This is a genomic window from Streptomyces sp. NPDC048337 (genome assembly GCF_043201175.1).
In the GTDB taxonomy this organism is placed as follows: domain Bacteria; phylum Actinomycetota; class Actinomycetes; order Streptomycetales; family Streptomycetaceae; genus Streptomyces.
This window is the reverse complement of sequence record NZ_JBICYR010000008.1, coordinates 106971-123324: the sequence shown is the minus strand read 5'-3', so window position 1 is coordinate 123324 and position 16354 is coordinate 106971. Positions and strand designations below refer to the sequence as shown.

Here is a 16354-nt window from a genome sequence, read left to right as displayed (position 1 = left end):
AGGCCATGACTGCTCCTGCCGCGTCCCCCGCTCCCGCCCCGGACCCCGCCGCCTCCCGCGCCCTCACCCCCGTGACGAGGGTGCTGCGGCTGTGCCTGCACGCGCTGCTGCTGGGGCTGCTCGTGCTGGCCGCCGGGCGGGCCGTCGCCGACTCCGCGCCCCTGGCCGGCTGGGTGGTCGCCGCGAGCGCCGTACTGGCCGCCGTGTACGCGGGCGGCGTACGGGCCCCCGCCGTGCACCGTTCGCCGCGCGCCGGGGCGGCGTGGCTGGCCGGGCTCGGCGCGGCCTGGGCGGCGGTGCTGGTGGTCTCCCCCGACGGGCTGTGGATCGCCTTCCCGCTGTACTTCCTGGAGCTGCACCTGCTGCGGCTGCGCTGGGGGGTCGCGGCCGTCGCCGTGACCGCCTGCGCGGCGATCGGCGGCTTCCTCGCGCACAGCAGCGCGGTGACCCCCGGGGCCTTCCTCGGGCCGCTGCTGGGCGGGGCCGTGGCGGTGGCGACCGTACTGGGCTACCAGGCGCTGTACCGCGAGAGCGAACGCCGCCGCGAGCTGATCGACGAGCTCATCACGACCCGGGCCGAGCTGGCCGCCGCCGAGCGGGGCGCGGGGATCCTGGCCGAGCGGGAGCGGCTCGCGCGGGAGATCCACGACACCCTGGCGCAGGGGCTGTCCTCGATCCAGCTGCTGCTGCGGGCCGCGGAGCGGTCCCTCTCCGAGGGGCGCCCGGGGGGAGAGGCCGCCGGTGCCGGTGCGCCGGGCTCCGCCGGGGCCCCGGAGGCGTCCGGGGCCGCCGGCCCGGCCGTACCCGCCGGCCCCGTCGCGGCGGCGCTCTCGCACATCGCGCAGGCCCGGGAGGCCGCCCAGGAGAACCTCGCCGAGGCGCGTCGTTTCGTACGGGCCCTCACGCCGCCGGATCTGGAGCACGGGTCGCTCGCGGGTGCGCTGGAGCGGCTGTGCTCGGGGGTGCCGGGGCCGCGGGTGCGGTTCTCGCTGAGCGGCGGCCCGCGGGTGCTGCCCACGCCGTACGAGGTGGCCCTGCTGCGGATCGCCCAGTCGGCGCTGGCCAATGTGGTGCGGCATGCGCGGGCCGGGCGCGCGGAGATCACCCTGACCTTCATGGACGCCTCCGTCACGCTGGACATCGTGGACGACGGGCACGGCTTCGAGCCCTCCTCGGCCCCCTCGGCCGCCTCGCGCGCGGCGGGCTTCGGGGACGGCGGCTTCGGGCTGCCCGCGATGCGCTCGCGCGCCGAGAGCCTGGGCGGGCTGTTCACCGTGGAGTCCGCCCCCGGCCAGGGCACCGCCGTGGCCGTCACCCTGCCGCTGCCGCTGGAACCCCTGGAGGCCCGACCGTGACCATCCGCCTCCTGCTCGCCGACGACCACCCGGTGGTCCGGGCCGGGCTGCGCGCCGTGCTGGACACCGAGCCGGACTTCGCGGTGGTCGCCGAAGCCGCGACCGCCGAACGGGCGGTGGAACTGGCGGCCGCCGAGCCGGTGGACGTGGTCCTGATGGACCTGCAGTTCGGGCCCGGGCCCGGCATGCACGGCTCCGAGGCGACGGCCCTGATCACGGCCCGGACGGGCGCCCCGAGGGTGCTGGTGCTGACCACGTACGACACGGACGCGGACATCCTGGCGGCGGTGGAGGCCGGCGCCTCGGGCTACCTGCTCAAGGACGCCCCGCCGGAGGAGCTGGCGGCCGCGGTACGGACGGCGGCGGCCGGCCAGTCGGCGCTGGCCCCGGCGGTGGCGCTGCGGCTGATGGACCGGATGCGGACCCCGGCGGAGGCGCTGACGAAGCGGGAGCTGGAGGTTCTGCAACTGGTCGCGGACGGGCTGTCGAACCAGCAGATCTCCAAGAAGCTCTTCCTCAGCCAGGCCACGGTCAAGTCCCACCTGGTGCACATCTACGCGAAGCTCGGCGTCGACTCCCGCACCGCGGCCGTCGCGGCCGCGGCCACCCGCCGCCTGATCCGCACCCCGTAGGCCTGGTGGGGCTCAGGCCACCCAGTGCGGGCGCTCCACCGCCGGGGCCAGGGGGACCCCGTCGTGGAAGGCGGCCGCGAGGCGGCGTACGCCCTCGTCCAGGCGGTCCGGCGGGAGCGTGTACGGGATCCGGAGGCGGTGTTCGAAGGTGCCCGGGTCCACGCCGAAGCGGGCGCCGCGGCCGATGTGCACCCCTGCCTCGGCGGCCCGCTCGGACAGGGCGGAGCTCACCGGCTCGCCGAGGTCCACCCAGAGTGAGAGCCCGCCGGGCGGGAGCCGCCAGGACCATTCGGGGGTGTGCCGCTGCAGGGACCGCACCAGGGCTTCGCGCTGGATCCGCAGCTGTGCGAGGCGTGCGGGCAGGGACCGTTCCAGGCCCTCCATGAGGGGGAGGGCGACCAGCTGGTCGAGAACGGAGCCGGTCATGTCCGCCGAGACCCGTACGCCCGTCAGCTCGGTGATCATCTTCGCGCCGGCCCGGATCCAGCCCACCCTGAGGCCTCCCCAGTGCGTCTTGCTGAGCGAGCCGAAGGTGATCACGTGGTCGGCGCCGCCGCGCGGGGCGAGCGAGGCCAGGGGCGGGGGCGCGGGGACGTCCAGGGCGATGTCGGCGATGGTCTCGTCGACCACCAGCCAGGTGCCGGTGGCGCGGGTGGCCGCGAGCAGCCGCAGCCGCTGCTCCGGCGGCATCAGGGCGCCCGTCGGGTTGTGGAAGTCGGGGATCACGTACGCGAGCCGCGGCACGGTCTGGCGCAGCGTGGACTCGGCTATCTCCATGTCCCAGCCGGCGTCCGAGACGGCGAGGGAGCCGGTGCGGACCCGCGCGTGGCGCAGGGCGTCGAGGGCGTTGGCGTAGGTGGGGTTCTCGGTGACGACCCGGTCCCCGGCCCGGCAGAGCAGGCTGACGACGAGGGCGAAGGCCTGCTGGGCCCCCGCGGTGATCAGGATCTGCTCGGGACGGGTGGGCAGCCCGCGCCGGGTGAACCGGTCGGCGACGGCCGTGCGCAGGTCGGGCAGGCCGAAAGGGTGGTAGCCGGGGCTCCGGGCGAGCCCGGGCAGCCGGGGGGCGGCCCAGGCGAAGGCCTCGGCGAGGCTGCCGTCCGGGGCGCCCATGGCGGCGATGGCCAGGTCGATCCCGGGGTCGCCGTCGGGCCGGCCTCCGGTGCCACCGCCGATGATGGCGGGCGAGCCGACCGGCAGGTGGCCGTCGGGGAGCTCGGTCCAGGTGCCGGAGCCGCGCCGGCTGCGGACGTAGCCGCTCTCGCGGAGCAGGTCGTAGGCGCCGGTGACGGTGGCCCGGCTGGCGCCGACGGCCTCGGCGAGCTCGCGTTCGGCGGGCAGCCGGACGTGCAGGGCGACCCGGCCGTCGAGGATCAGCGTGCGCACGGCGTCGGCGAGCGCACGGTAGCCGGGGCGGGCCAGGACCTCGGCGGGGAGCAGGGCCGCGAGCTGGCGGCTGCCGATGGTTCTGTCCGCCGTCTGGACCACTCGCCCGTTTGCCATGCCAACCTCCCCTGATTGGCTCTGCCGACCAGGCCAATCGAGGACCAGACTCGCGGTATTGGCCCACGATTGGCAAGGAGATGCCGAGATGTTGACCGACCGTGACGAACGTGCCCTGCTGGCTGCCGCCGAGAACCGGATCTCCGAGCCGCTGCGGATCGGGGCCGCGCTGGCCGCCGTACGACGCACGCTGACGCGGCTGCGGCCCGGCTCGGCCCAGGAGCGAGAATCGGTGGCATGTCATCCCACACCGACTCCGATTCAGCCCCTTCAAGCCAGTCGCCCGTGATCGCCGGCCTGCTCCTGGCGGCCGGCGGCGGCCGACGCCTGGGCGGGCGGCCCAAGGCGCTGCTCCCGTACCGCGGCCGCCCCTTGGTCGAGAACGCCGTACGGGTGCTGCGCGAGGCGGGCTGCGGCCCGGTGCACGTGGTGCTCGGGGCCTCCGCCGCCGAGGTCCGCGAGCGGGCGGACCTGGCCGGCTGCGTGGTCGTGGACAACCCGGACTGGGCGGAGGGGATGGGCTCCTCCCTGCGGGTCGGCCTCGCCTCGCTGGCCGGCACGGAGGCCCGCGCGGCCCTGGTCTCACTGGTGGACCAGCCGGGCATCGGGCCGGCGGCCGTGGCCCGGGTACGGGAGGCGTACCGCTCCCCCGCGAGCCTGGTGGCGGCGGCGTACGACGGGGAGCGCGGCCATCCGGTGCTCTTCGGCGCGGACCGGTGGGCTGACATCGCGGCGACGGCGACGGGAGACAAGGGCGCGCGGGTACATCTCACCCGGCATGCGGGTGAGCTCGTACTGGTGGAGTGCGCGGACATCGCGGAGGCCTATGACATCGACACCCCGCCCGACCTGGCACGTCTCCTCTGAGCACGGCGTGACGACGGTGGCACTGAGGGCCACCGGGAAGCGGAATCTGTCGACTCAGAGAATCTCGACATCAACAAACCATTGAACTTCCACCATGAGGAAATTACTATCCACTGGTCAGAAGCGCCCTAAACCCAAGACGGCGCCCGCGACCGTATCCCGGAACTCTCCACACCCGACGGCACTGCGTGCCGTCTCGCGCGAGCATTCCCCGCGGCCGCCAGGCACCGCCGCTGAAGGAGTGACAGATATGTCCGCACCAGCGCCGTCCCCGCTGGCCATCGTCGACGCCGAGCCCCTGCCACGGCAGGACGAAGTCCTCACCGAAGCGGCCCTCGCCTTCGTGGCCGAGCTCCACCGGCGGTTCGCCCCCCGCCGCGCCGAGCTCCTGGCCCGCCGCGTCGAGCGCCGCAACGAGATCGCCCGGACCTCCACCCTCGACTTCCTCCCGGACACCGCACAGGTCCGCGAGGGAGACTGGAAGGTGGCCCCGGCCCCGGCCGCGCTGAACGACCGCCGTGTGGAGATCACCGGTCCGACGGACCGCAAGATGACCATCAACGCCCTGAACTCGGGCGCCAAGGTCTGGCTCGCCGACTTCGAGGACGCTTCGGCCCCCACCTGGGAGAACGTCGTCCTTGGCCAGCTCAACCTCATCGACGCCTACGAGCGCCGCATCGACTTCACCGACGCGCGCACCGGCAAGGCGTACGCCCTGAAGCCCGCCGCGGAGCTGGCGACCGTCGTCATGCGCCCGCGCGGCTGGCACCTCCAGGAGCGCCACCTGCAGTTCGAGGGCGCCCCGGCCTCCGGCTCGCTGGTCGACTTCGGCCTCTACTTCTTCCACAACGCGCAGCGTCTGATCGACCTCGGCAAGGGCCCGTACTTCTACCTGCCGAAGACGGAGTCGCACCTGGAGGCGCGCCTCTGGAACGAGATCTTCGTCTTCGCCCAGGACTACGTCGGCATCCCGCAGGGCACGGTGCGCGCGACGGTCCTCATCGAGACCATCACCGCCGCGTACGAGATGGAGGAGATCCTCTACGAGCTGCGCGACCACGCGGCCGGTCTGAACGCGGGCCGCTGGGACTACCTCTTCTCCATCGTCAAGAACTTCCGTGACGGCGGCGAGAAGTTCGTCCTGCCGGACCGCAACGCGGTGACGATGACCGCGCCGTTCATGCGCGCCTACACCGAACTGCTGGTCCGCACCTGCCACAAGCGCGGCGCGCACGCCATCGGCGGCATGGCGGCCTTCATCCCGTCCCGCAAGGACGCCGAGGTCAACCGGGTCGCCTTCGAGAAGGTCAAGGCCGACAAGGACCGCGAGGCGAACGACGGCTTCGACGGCTCGTGGGTCGCCCACCCCGACCTGGTCCCGATCGCGATGGCCTCCTTCGACGCGGTGCTCGGCGAGAAGCCGAACCAGAAGGACCGCCTGCGCGAGGACGTCTCGGTGGCCCCGGGCGAGCTCATCGCGATCGACTCCCTGGACGCGAAGCCGACGTACGAGGGCCTGCGCAACGCGGTCCAGGTCGGCACCCGCTACATCGAGGCCTGGCTGCGCGGCCTCGGCGCGGTCGGCATCTTCGGCCTGATGGAGGACGCGGCCACCGCCGAGATCTCGCGCTCGCAGATCTGGCAGTGGATCAACGCCGGCGTCATCTTCGAGAACGGCGAGCGGGCCACGGCCGAGCTGACCCGCAAGATCGCGGCGGAGGAACTGGCCGCCATCCGCGCCGAGGTCGGCGAGGAGGCCTTCACCACCGGCAAGTGGCAGCAGGCCCACGACCTCCTCCTCCAGGTCTCCCTAGACGCGGACTACGCCGACTTCCTGACCCTCCCGGCGTACGACCAGTTGGTCGGCTGAACCCCCGGATTCGACTGAAACGCACAGCAGCCGAACACCGGTCGCCTCCGCCCCCGCCGCCTCACCGCGCCGGGGGCGGAGGCGTTTTCAGGCCACGGCCACCGCCGCGAGCCGATCGGCCACGTACGCAAGGTGCTGACTGTGACCGGCACGTATCCACCCCTCGGCATTCCCCGCACCGAGCGCGCCCGAACCGGTGGCGCAGGCGTGCAACCAGCGGTCCCCCTCACTGAAGCCGGCCCCGCGGAAGTCGTACTCACCCACCATCCGTCGGGCGATCTCCCGCACCCGCTCGGCATGCCCTTCCCCGGCCATCGGGGCCTTGGCCAGCAGGAAGGTGCGCTCGGTCGTGTAGCGCAGGACTCCCCACGGAGGACCGCCACCGGCGACCGTGTCGGCGGCGCCGGCATGGTGCGCGCCGTAGTCCCCGTAGGTGAGGGCGGCCGGCAGGACAGGGCGGGCATGGCCGACCATGTGCCAGACGTCCCAGTCGTGCCGATGCGCCTCGACCGGCCCCCGGCCCGCGGCTTCGGGGGCGGTCGGCGGGAACGCTCCGGCCAGCAGGGCGATCGTCCGCCAGCGCGCGAGAGGACCGAGCGATTCCAGTGCGCGCAGCGCGTACTTGTCCGCCCTGTGTCCTTCATGGGTGACCGGCCCCAGATCCAGGAGCAGGTCAAGCGGGACACCGCCCGGGCCGCCGATCCGCTCCACGAGCCGGCGTACGCGCTCGGCCCCGCGCTCCGAACCTGCGCCCTCCGCCGGAACGCGCAGGCCCAGCCCGTTCCCGCAGGCCAGGGCGAATTCCACACAGGCGTCCCGCTGCCGGTCGGCCCGCCCGGGCCCGGTGACCGGCCGGACCGAGGCACCCAGCAGCCGCTGCCAGAAGCCCTCCGTGACGGCGTCGGGCTCGCCCTCCAGATGGCGGGCATCGACCCAGGCGGGGGCTGACCGCTGGGCGACGACGATCCCGGCGGCCAGGGAAGGCGTACGGGCCGCGCCGACGCCGCGCGGCACGGTCCACAGAGGTCCGACGAGGGCGTGACGCGACGGCGTCAGGCCGGAGTACGCCGCGAGCGCGCCGCGCCGCACGGGAAGGACGGGTACGTAGAGCGGCTCGACCATGGTGGCTCCCCCGTTGACCGCCTTGGTTGCGCTTCTGTTCACAGCGTGAACGGCAAGGGCCCTGACGGGAACAGCGCGATTCGGCCAGTTGCGGCCGGGGTGGGAGCCGAACGACCGGTCGGTTGTTACTCGTTCGTAACGTGACTGTACCTAGCGGTAACAAGTGGGCGCGTGTCACCTTTCCGGTGCCACCGGCCGGCGGTACCCCCACTTTCCCAGCCATGCACCGGAGTTGTTCCCTGCTCCCGCATGGCCGACCGCAGGAGTTCCGCAGTGATCGGATTCCGCACCGCCAGCAAGAACCGGACCCGCCGTCGTGTGCGACGGTCGGTCGGGGCCGGGATGGTTCTGCCGCTCGCCGTCGGGGCGTTGCTGGCCGCCGGGGCCGGGACCTCCGCCGCCAGTCCCGGGGCCGGACCCACCGCCGTGGTGTCCATGGGCGACAGCTACATATCCGGCGAAGCCGGGCGCTGGAAGGGCAACAGCCTGACCAACAGCGGCAGCCGCAACGGGACCGACCGGGCCTGGGTGAGCGGCAGCACCTACGATCCCGGCAAGGTGTACGGGGCCACCGCGGGCGGCTGTCACCGGTCCGACTCCGCCGAAGTGATCAGCCCCGGACCCATCGCCGAGAAGGCCGTGAACCTGGCCTGCTCCGGGGCGACCTCCGAGAACGTGTTCCGCGCCTCCAACGGCGGCGTCGCCTTCAAGGGCGAGGCCCCACAGGCCGATCAGCTCGCCGCCGTCGCCGCGAGCAACAACGTCAAGGTCATCGCGCTGTCCATCGGCGGCAACGACCTCGGCTTCGCCGACATCATCAAGGAGTGCGCGTACGACTTCGTGCTCTGGAACTCGTACTGCTACGACGACCAGCAGGCCGGGGTCGACCAGAAGATCGACGCCGTGATGGCGAACGTCGGCAAGTCGGTGGACGAGGTGCGCGCCGTGATGCGCGCGGCCGGGTACGCGGACTCCTCGTACCGGATCGTGCTGCAGTCCTACCCGTCGCCGATACCGCGAGGGGCGGAGAACCGCTACACGCAGAGCGACTGGAGCCGGCTCAACACCGGCGGCTGCCCCTTCTGGAACCGGGACTCGGACTGGGCGCGGGACTCCCTCGTGCCGCAGATAGCGGGCCGCCTCAAGGGCGTTGCGGCCGCCAAGGGCGTGCAGTTCCTGGACCTGCGGGACATGATGCAGGGGCGCGAGGTGTGCGCGAAGGCGAGCAAGCAGGTGAGCTCCACGGTGCCCGCGTCGGCGACGACGAGCGAGTGGGCGCGCTGGATCGACAACAACGAGTCGCAGGGGCTGATCCAGGAGTCCATGCACCCCAACTACTTCGGGCAGCTGGCCGTCGGCCGCTGCCTGTCCCTGGCGGTCGCGCAGCCCGCGGGCTCCGCCGTCAGCTGCAAGAACACCGCCGGCGCGGACCAGACGGGGATGTTCCTCGCGCCCGCGTCGTAGCCCGTACGCGAAAACGAAGTGATCGGTGGCGGTTCGGGCTGACATGCTCGCGGGCATGGCAGCCCGAACCGCTCGTCCCAGTCTCTACATCTCCGTCGACATCGAGGCCGACGGGCCCATCCCCGGGCCGTACTCGATGATCAGCTTCGGGGCCGCCGTCGCGGGCCGCCAGGACGGCGCCTCGTATACGGCCGCCGATCCGCGGGAGCACACCTTCTACCGCGAGCTGCGGCCGATCAGCGACGCGTACGTGCCGGAGGCGCTCGCCGTCAGCGGGCTGGACCGCGACCGGCTGGTCCGGGAGGGCGCCGATCCCGCGGCGGCCATGGCCGAGTTCCGGAGCTGGGTGCGGGAGGTCTCCGCCGGGGCGCAGCCCGTGATGTGCGGCTACCCGGCCTCCTTCGACTGGACCTTCCTGTACTGGTACTTGATGCGCTTCGGCGGCGACAGCCCCTTCGGGCACTCCGGGTGCCTGGACATGAAGACCCTGTACGCCGTGAAGGCACGGGTCCCGCTGCGCGCCGCGGTCAAGGGCCGGATGCCCCGCGAACTGCTCTCCCGCCGACCCCATACGCACCACGCCCTCGACGACGCCGTCGAACAGGCCGAGCTGATGAGCAACCTCATGCGGTGGTCTCCGCCCGCGTAGTCCCGTTGCCGGGCCCGTTACGGGTGGCACCGGCTACGCCGCCCGCTCGGCCACCACCGCCGGCGCTCGTGCCGGCGACGCGCGGCCGCCGCCCCCCTCCCAGGCCTGCCCCTGCGCGAGCGGCCGGGCCGCGTGGGCCCGTACGGACTCCGCGAGCGGGCCGGGGGCGAGGTCCCGCAGGGACTCGGCATCGACCCGGCCGACCCCACCCGCCGTCGGCGACGCGCACGCCTCCGGCGTGGAGCACAGCACCCGCTGGCCTACCTGCTGCACGCACTCCACCGGTACCTGTCCCTCGCGTGCGGCGGATCCCCACGAGCTGCCCCCCGCGCAGAGCTACCTGCTGCGGGGCCGCCAGGTCCGCAGGGCACCGACTCCGCCATGGCACCGTACGTGCGCAGGTCGCAGGCTCAGGGGAGTACCGCCTGGTAGCCCCCGTCTGTCGGGGCTCGTATCGCCTTGAAGGGGCGCGACAGGCGGCCGTGTGGAACGCGGAATTCCCATACGTCAAGTCGCGAGATGCAGGGGCATGCCCTCGTCGTTCGGCCCGGGCTTACTGGATGCACGGGCCGACACGGCTCGTGCATATCCACGGCACGGCCGACGTAACGCCGGAGCCGTGAATCACCCTTTCACGCACAAGGAGATCCTCATGCCCAAGAGCCCCCTGACCCGGCGTTTCGTGATGCTGGCGACGACCACCGCCCTGGCTGCCGGCGCCGTCGCGCTACCCGCGAGCGCATTCGCCGCGACGCCCGGGACCACCGCTGCGACCAGTCACGCGAACCTGGTCAACGACAATCGCCACGGAAATGACGGCGATAAGCGAAACGGCAAGAGCGATCGAAAGAACAACAACAACGGGAAGGGAAATCACAAGCAGTCGGAGAAGGGCAACAAGCGGCACGGCGACCAAGACAAGCAGCCCCCGCCGAAGCCCGGACCGTGGCCTCCGTTCCCGGTGCCCGGGAAGAATCCGGGCCCCCTGCCCCCGATCCCCGCACCGCCGCAGAACCCGGGCCCGCTCCCGCTGCCCCCGATCCCGGCACCCCCCAAGATCCCGATCCCGGTGCCCCCGATCCCGCTGCCCCCGATCCCGGCTCCGCCCAAGATCCCGATCCCGCTGCCGCCGATCCCGGTACCGCCGAAGATCCCGATCCCGCTGCCGCCCATTCCGGCACCGCCGAAGATCCCGATCCCCCTGCCCCCGATCCCCAAGATCCCCATCCCCCTGCCCCCGATCCCGGCACCGCCGAAGATCCCGATCCCCCTGCCCCCCATCCCCAAGATCCCCATCCCCCTGCCCCCGATCCCGGCACCGCCGAAGATCCCGATCCCCCTGCCCCCCATCCCCAAGATCCCCATCCCCATCCCGCTGCCCCCACTCCCGATCCCGCTCCCCTGGCCCTTCTGATCGCTTACAGCGAGGGCCCGAGACCGACCGCGAGCGAGAGCAACGGCAGCACCCCAGGGGCGGGCACCCATGACGGGTGCCCGCCCCTGGGCGCGGAAACACGGCACCGAAAACACGGCACGGCGGTGCGCACGCCACACCCGCAGTGGGTGGCGTGCGCACCGCCGTGGACGGTCCGGACGGGAGCCGGGTCAGTGCACCGGCACCGGATCCGGCGCGGCCCCCGAGGCCGCGCCCTTCCTGGCGCCGAGGTGGTTGAAGGCGAGGTTCAGCAGGATCGCCACGACGCAGCCGGTGCTGATGCCGGAGTCGAGGACGACGAGGAGGTCCTTCGGGAAGGCGTGGTAGAAGTCCGGCGCGGCGATCGGGATCAGGCCGATGCCCACCGAGGCGGCGACGATCAGGGCGTTCTCGCCCTTCTCCATGGCCGCGCCCGCCAGGGTCTGGATGCCGCTGGCCGCGACCGACCCGAAGAGGACGATGCCGGCGCCGCCGAGGACCGGCAGCGGGACCACACCCATGACGGAGGCCGCCATCGGGCACAGGCCCAGCAGGATCAGGATGCCGCCGCCGGCCGCGACGACGAACCGGCTGCGCACCTTGGTCATGGCGACGAGCCCGATGTTCTGGGCGAAGGCGCTGCACATGAAGCCGTTGAACAGCGGGCTGAGCGCGCTGCCGAGGGTGTCGGCGCGCAGGCCGCCCTCGATGGTCTTCGCGTCCGCCGGGCGGCCCACGATCTTGCCCAGCGCCAGGATGTCGGCGGTGGACTCGGTCATGCAGACGAGCATGACGATGCACATCGAGATGATCGCGGCGACCTGGAACTGCGGGGCGCCGAAGTGGAACGGGGTCGGGAAGCCCACCACCGAGGCGTTCTTGACGGCGTCGAAGTTGGTCATGCCGAGCGGGAGCGCGATGAGCGTGCCCGCGACCAGGCCGAGCAGGATGGAGATCTGCTGGAGGAAGCCGCGCAGGAACTTGCGCATCAGCAGGACGATCACCAGGGTGACGGCGGCCATGCCGATGTTCTTCATCGAGCCGTAGTCGGTCGCGGTGCGGTTCCCGCCCTGCGACCAGTTGAAGGCGACGGGCAGGAGCGAGACGCCGATCAGGGTGATGACCGTGCCCGTGACGACCGGTGGGAAGAACCGGACGAGTTTGCCGAAGTAGGGGGCGGCGAAGAAGCCGAGGATTCCGGCGACGATGATCGCGCCGAAGATGATGGGGATGGCATTGTCCCCCTCACCCTTGCCGATGGCGATCATCGGGGTCACACCGGCGAAGGAGACGCCGTTGACGAAGGGGAGTTTGGCGCCGATCTTCCAGAACCCGAGGGTCTGGAGGAGGGTGGCGAGCCCTGCGGTGAAGAGCGAGGCGCCCATGAGAAAGGCGGTCTCGGTGGCGGAGAGACCGACGGCCGGGCCGACGATCATGGGCGGGGCTACGACACCGGCGTACATGGCGGCCACGTGCTGGAGGCCGCTCGTGAACATTTTCAGCGGAGGCAAGGTCTCGTCGACCGGGTGCTTCTCCTCCGGTACTGCGACTGCATCTTTGCGAAACCTGGGCGTAGAGGCCACGGCTTCCTCCGGTCGGTTAAACACGTCGGCAGGGACGTGGGTGTCATGGAGGTGGTGCGAAAGCTGTGCGAGTCGAGCCTGTATGGAGTTGTGGGTGGTGCGAATACTTGTCCCAAGGGGTGCAGAAACGATTCGCCCAAATCGGTTCCGCGTGGTGTATCACCAGTTTTGAAGCTGGCGGTGCCGTGGCAGTGGCGCGAGGTGATCGCTGCGCAGCGAATGGCACGGGTCACCGCCCCCGGGCGCGCCCTCGGATGATCCTCGGGCGCTTCCCGGGAACGGCTGCCGACGGACCCCGCTCGGGTCCGCGGCTTACCGGCCGGGGGCCGTCCCCCCCGGCCGGACTCCGGGGATCAGGCCTGCGCGGAGATCCGCGCGAGGCGCTGAGCCTCTTCCCGCGTGGACACCGCGATGGCGTCCTCGTCGGCGAAGAGCAGTCGGTTGTTCTCGACGATCTGCTTGCCGTTGACGAACGAAGCCGTCACCGGGGCCGCCGCACCGAAGACCAGCGCGGTGACCGGGTCGGCGATCGAGGAGTGCAGGAAGGTGTTCAGGTTCCACAGCACCAGGTCGGCGCACTTGCCGACCTCGAGCGAGCCGATGTTGTCGGCGCGGCCGAGGACCTGGGCGCCACCGTAGGTGCCGAGGCGCAGGGCCTGGCGCGCGTTGAGCGCGGCCTCGCGGTGGACCGGGTTCAGGCGGTTGATCAGCAGCGCGTTGCGCAGCTCGGTGTGCAGCTCACCGGACTCGTTGGAGGCGGTGCCGTCCACGCCGAGGCCGACCGGGACGCCGGCGGCCAGCATGTCCGGGACGCGGGCGATGCCGGCGGCCAGACGGGCGTTGGAGGACGGGCAGTGCGCGACACCGGTCTTGGTACGGGCGAACGCGGCGATGTCGGAGTCGTTCATGTGGACGCTGTGCGCCATCCACACGTCCTCGCCGAGCCAGCCGGTCGACTCGAAGTAGTCGGTCGGGCCCATGCCGAAGAGCTCGTGGCAGAACTTCTCTTCCTCGACGGTCTCCGAGCCGTGCGTGTGCATGCGCACACCCAGGCGGCGGGCCAGCTCGGCGCCCTGCTTCAGCAGCTCGGTGGAGACCGAGAACGGGGAGCACGGGGCGACGGCGACCTGGGTCATCGAGTCGAAGGAGGCGTCGTGGAACTTCTTGACGGTCGCCTCGGTGTCGGCGAGCGCACCCTCGAGGGTCTCGACGGCGTGGTCCGGCGGCAGGCCGCCGTCCTTCTCGCTGCGGTCCATGGAACCGCGGGCGAGGGTGAAGCGGACGCCCATCTCGGAGGCGGCGCGGATGATCGAGCCGGAGAGGTCGCCGGAGCCCTTGGGGAAGACGTAGTGGTGGTCCATCGCGGTGGTGACACCGCCCTTGGCCATCGCGGCGAGGGAACCCTGCGCGGCCGTGTACGTCATCTGCTCGTCGATGCGCGCCCACGTCGGGTACAGCGCGACGAGCCAGTTGAAGAGGTTGTGGTCGGTAGCCAGGCCACGCGTGATCCACTGGTAGAAGTGGTGGTGCGTGTTGACCAGACCGGGAGTCACGAGGTGCCCGGTGCCGTCGATGCGGCGGACGACGTTCTCGAGGTTCTCGGGGGCCTTGCCCGCGCCGATCGACTCGATCTTGTTGCCGGCGATGACGATGTGACCCGAGGCGTACTCGGTGTCGTTCGCGTCGACGGTCGCGATCGCACAGTTTTCGATGACGATGCGCTCTACGGCGCTGTCATGGGCTGCCGATGCTGCCATGGGACTTCCTCGTGCTTTCAGTGGCGGTGCGGGCACGGCAAAACCCAGGGGATTTGAGTGCCGGAGCCGGGGGCCTTGACAGCTGACAGTACTGCCGCCCCGTGTGTTGCGTCCGGGTGCCGATTCAGGAAGTTGGGGGGTGTGTCGCGCCCCGGGGCCACTGCGGAGCCCCGGGACGCGCGTGCCGCGCTTTAGAGGTTGGTCATGTCCACGGGGATACGGGCGTCGACGCCGTCCCGGAGAACAGTGGCCTCGATCAGACCGTACGGGCGGTCCGCGGCGAAGTAGACCTCGTTGTCGTTCTTGAGGCCGAACGGCTCAAGGTCGACGAGGAAGTGGTGCTTGTTCGGGAGCGAGAAGCGGACCTCGTCGATCTCCGAACGGTGGTTGATGATGCGCGAACCCATCTGGTACAGGGTCTGCTGCAGCGACAGGGAGTAGGTCTCCGCGAAGGCCTGAAGCATGTGCTTCTTGGTCTCGGCGTAGGACTTCTCCCAGTTGGGCATCCGCTGCTCGTCGTCGGTCCAGTTGAAGCGCCAGCGACCCGACACCTGGGTGGCCAGGATGCGGTCGTACGCCTCCTGCAGGGTCGTGTACTTGTCCTTCACGTAACCCCAGAACTCGGAGTTCGTGGAGTTCATGACGATCAGGTCCTTGAGGCCGGAGATGACCTCCCAGTTCTGACCGTCGTACGTGATCTGGGTGACGCGGGTCTCCATGCCCTTGCGGACGAAGGAGTGGTTGACCTCGTCGGCGCCGATGAACTTGGAGTTCGCGTCCGAGGTGGCGATCCGGTCCCAGGCGTACTCTTCGATCCGGATGCGCGCGCGCTGGATCGGCTCCTGGCTGTTGACGAACCAGCGCGCCAGGTGGATGCCGAACTGCTCGGCGGACTCGATGCCGTACTCCTTGGCGAACGCGTACACCGTGTTCTTGGTGGTGTCCGTCGGGAGGACGTTGGCGTTCGAGCCGGAGTAGTGGACGTCGTCCATGTCGCCGGAGAGGGCGACCGAGACGTTCAGGTCCTTGATGTGGTGCGTGTCGCCGTCCCGCGTGATCTTGACGACGCGGTTCTCTGCTTTGCCGTACTGGTTCTGGCCCAGAATCGTGGCCATGCTAGCTCCCTCGGTAAACGGAGTAGCCGAACGGGTTGAGCAGCAGCGGTACGTGGTAGTGCTCGCCCGGGTTCACCGCAAAGGTGATGGTGACCTCGGGGAAGAACGAACCGCTGTCCCTTACGCGGGGGGCGTCCTGCTGCGCCTCGGCTTGCTTCTTTGCGAAGTACGTCTCGGTCTCGAAGTCGAGACGCACGTGTGTGGTGCCCTCCGGCAGGGCCGGCAGGTCCTTGCAGCGCCCGTCGGCGTCGGTGGCGGAGCCGCCCAGGGCCGCCCACTCGCCGTCGAGGCCCGTACGGGCCGACAGCGCGATGGCGACGCCCTCTGCGGGCTTGCCGATGCTGGTGTCCAGGATGTGCGTGGACACCGACGCGGTGGTCTCGGTGCTCATGCTCACTCTCCCTCTACGAGTCGGGTCAGGCGGATCTTGTTGATCTTGACAAGCTCACCGCGAGCGATCTCTCGCTCCTGCTCCGGCGAGTTGTTGATCCGGACCTTGACCGCGTCCCGCATGAACTCACCGGTCGCACCGGTGGCGCAGATGAGGAAGACGTGGCCGAACTTCTCCTGGTACGCCAGGTTCAGTTCGAGGAGCTCGTTCTTGAGCTCCTCCGAGGCACCGGCCATGCCACGCTGCTCGCGGGCGGAGGTCGGGTCTCCCGGCTTCGGCCGGCCGATCGGCGCGTGGCCTCCCATCGCCTCGCCCAGGTCCGCCGCGGTGAGCTCCGCCATGGCGGACTCGTTCGCGGCGAAGAGGGCTTCGGCGGTGGCGAAGGGGCGCTGGGCGAGCATCTTGCTCCCCCATGCCGAGCTGGCGCACACCTCGTGCAGCTCGGCCGTGGCCGCGCTGTCATCCAAGGTGTTGAACCGGGTGAGACCCGGGGTCGGACTCGAAGTCACGGTAGGCCTCCGTGGCCTGTTGTTGCTTTGACGGGCTGCGCATAGCTAACGCCCTCGACAACACGGCGTCAACACTTTGTTGAAACTTCCCGTACACAAAAGCCGCCGCCCGGATGAATTGGG

The 16354-nt window shown here is 71.1% G+C and carries 15 protein-coding genes; 7 read left to right on the top strand and 8 right to left on the bottom strand.

The genetic code is table 11. From position 1 onward, the window contains the following. Window positions 1-5 precede the first annotated feature (5 nt). A complete protein-coding gene (locus ACGFYU_RS15995; RefSeq protein ID WP_393827881.1) occupies window positions 6-1355 on the top strand; it encodes a sensor histidine kinase in 1350 nt (449 codons plus the stop codon). Next, window positions 1352-1987, top strand: coding sequence for a response regulator (locus ACGFYU_RS15990; protein WP_393827880.1), 636 nt, complete (start codon window positions 1352-1354; stop codon window positions 1985-1987). The genes ACGFYU_RS15995 and ACGFYU_RS15990 overlap by 4 nt, the downstream gene beginning before the upstream one ends. Before the next feature lie 12 nt (window positions 1988-1999). Here ACGFYU_RS15990 and ACGFYU_RS15985 read toward each other — a convergent pair whose 3' ends face one another. Further along, on the bottom strand, window positions 2000-3490 hold the full coding sequence (locus ACGFYU_RS15985) for a PLP-dependent aminotransferase family protein (RefSeq protein ID WP_393827879.1): 1491 nt from the start codon (window positions 3488-3490) through the stop codon (window positions 2000-2002). Window positions 3491-3727: 237 nt separating this feature from the next. Here ACGFYU_RS15985 and ACGFYU_RS15980 point away from each other — a divergent pair, with 237 nt between their 5' ends. Both ACGFYU_RS15980 and aceB read left to right on the top strand, forming a co-directional pair. Further along, window positions 3728-4357: an NTP transferase domain-containing protein gene (locus tag ACGFYU_RS15980; RefSeq protein ID WP_393827878.1), complete on the top strand. Its 630-nt coding sequence runs from the start codon at window positions 3728-3730 to the stop codon at window positions 4355-4357. Between the two features lie 250 nt (window positions 4358-4607). Continuing rightward, the gene (gene aceB, locus ACGFYU_RS15975) at window positions 4608-6227 is read left to right on the top strand and encodes a malate synthase A (protein ID WP_393827877.1); all 1620 of its coding nucleotides are present in this window, start codon (window positions 4608-4610) and stop codon (window positions 6225-6227) included. Window positions 6228-6314: 87 nt separating this feature from the next. Here aceB and ACGFYU_RS15970 read toward each other — a convergent pair whose 3' ends face one another. Next, entirely contained in the window at window positions 6315-7391 is a 1077-nt protein-coding gene (locus tag ACGFYU_RS15970; RefSeq protein WP_393827876.1) for a hypothetical protein, read from the bottom strand. Window positions 7392-7691: 300 nt separating this feature from the next. Here ACGFYU_RS15970 and ACGFYU_RS15965 point away from each other — a divergent pair, with 300 nt between their 5' ends. Together ACGFYU_RS15965 and ACGFYU_RS15960 are read left to right on the top strand one after the other, a co-directional pair. Continuing rightward, complete coding sequence (locus ACGFYU_RS15965) at window positions 7692-8813, top strand: GDSL-type esterase/lipase family protein (protein WP_393828037.1); 1122 nt, start codon at window positions 7692-7694, stop codon at window positions 8811-8813. 55 nt (window positions 8814-8868) lie between these two features. After that, on the top strand, window positions 8869-9462 hold the full coding sequence (locus ACGFYU_RS15960; protein ID WP_393827875.1) for a 3'-5' exoribonuclease domain-containing protein: 594 nt from the start codon (window positions 8869-8871) through the stop codon (window positions 9460-9462). 33 nt (window positions 9463-9495) lie between these two features. Here ACGFYU_RS15960 and ACGFYU_RS15955 read toward each other — a convergent pair whose 3' ends face one another. Continuing rightward, window positions 9496-9735 carry a hypothetical protein gene (locus ACGFYU_RS15955; protein ID WP_393827874.1) on the bottom strand — a complete coding sequence of 80 codons (240 nt, stop codon included), beginning with the start codon at window positions 9733-9735 and terminating at the stop codon, window positions 9496-9498. 379 nt (window positions 9736-10114) lie between these two features. Between ACGFYU_RS15955 and ACGFYU_RS15950 the strand changes: the two genes are divergently transcribed. After that, window positions 10115-10876, top strand: a complete 762-nt coding sequence (locus tag ACGFYU_RS15950) for a hypothetical protein (RefSeq protein WP_393827873.1) — start codon at window positions 10115-10117, stop codon at window positions 10874-10876. A gap of 191 nt (window positions 10877-11067) precedes the next feature. Here ACGFYU_RS15950 and ACGFYU_RS15945 read toward each other — a convergent pair whose 3' ends face one another. The 5 genes from ACGFYU_RS15945 to uraD form a co-directional block, all read right to left on the bottom strand. Beyond that, a complete protein-coding gene (locus ACGFYU_RS15945; protein ID WP_393827872.1) occupies window positions 11068-12459 on the bottom strand; it encodes a nucleobase:cation symporter-2 family protein in 1392 nt (463 codons plus the stop codon). A gap of 353 nt (window positions 12460-12812) precedes the next feature. Continuing rightward, window positions 12813-14216: an 8-oxoguanine deaminase gene (locus ACGFYU_RS15940; RefSeq protein WP_393827871.1), complete on the bottom strand. Its 1404-nt coding sequence runs from the start codon at window positions 14214-14216 to the stop codon at window positions 12813-12815. Window positions 14217-14407: 191 nt separating this feature from the next. Next, window positions 14408-15331 (bottom strand): factor-independent urate hydroxylase, encoded by a 924-nt coding sequence (gene pucL, locus ACGFYU_RS15935; protein ID WP_382643772.1) that lies wholly within the window; start codon window positions 15329-15331, stop codon window positions 14408-14410. Between the two features lies 1 nt (window position 15332). Beyond that, window positions 15333-15722 (bottom strand): hydroxyisourate hydrolase, encoded by a 390-nt coding sequence (gene uraH / locus ACGFYU_RS15930; RefSeq protein ID WP_382643774.1) that lies wholly within the window; start codon window positions 15720-15722, stop codon window positions 15333-15335. Window positions 15723-15724: 2 nt separating this feature from the next. Then, on the bottom strand, window positions 15725-16231 hold the full coding sequence (gene uraD, locus ACGFYU_RS15925; RefSeq protein WP_393827870.1) for a 2-oxo-4-hydroxy-4-carboxy-5-ureidoimidazoline decarboxylase: 507 nt from the start codon (window positions 16229-16231) through the stop codon (window positions 15725-15727). Window positions 16232-16354: the final 123 nt, after the last annotated feature.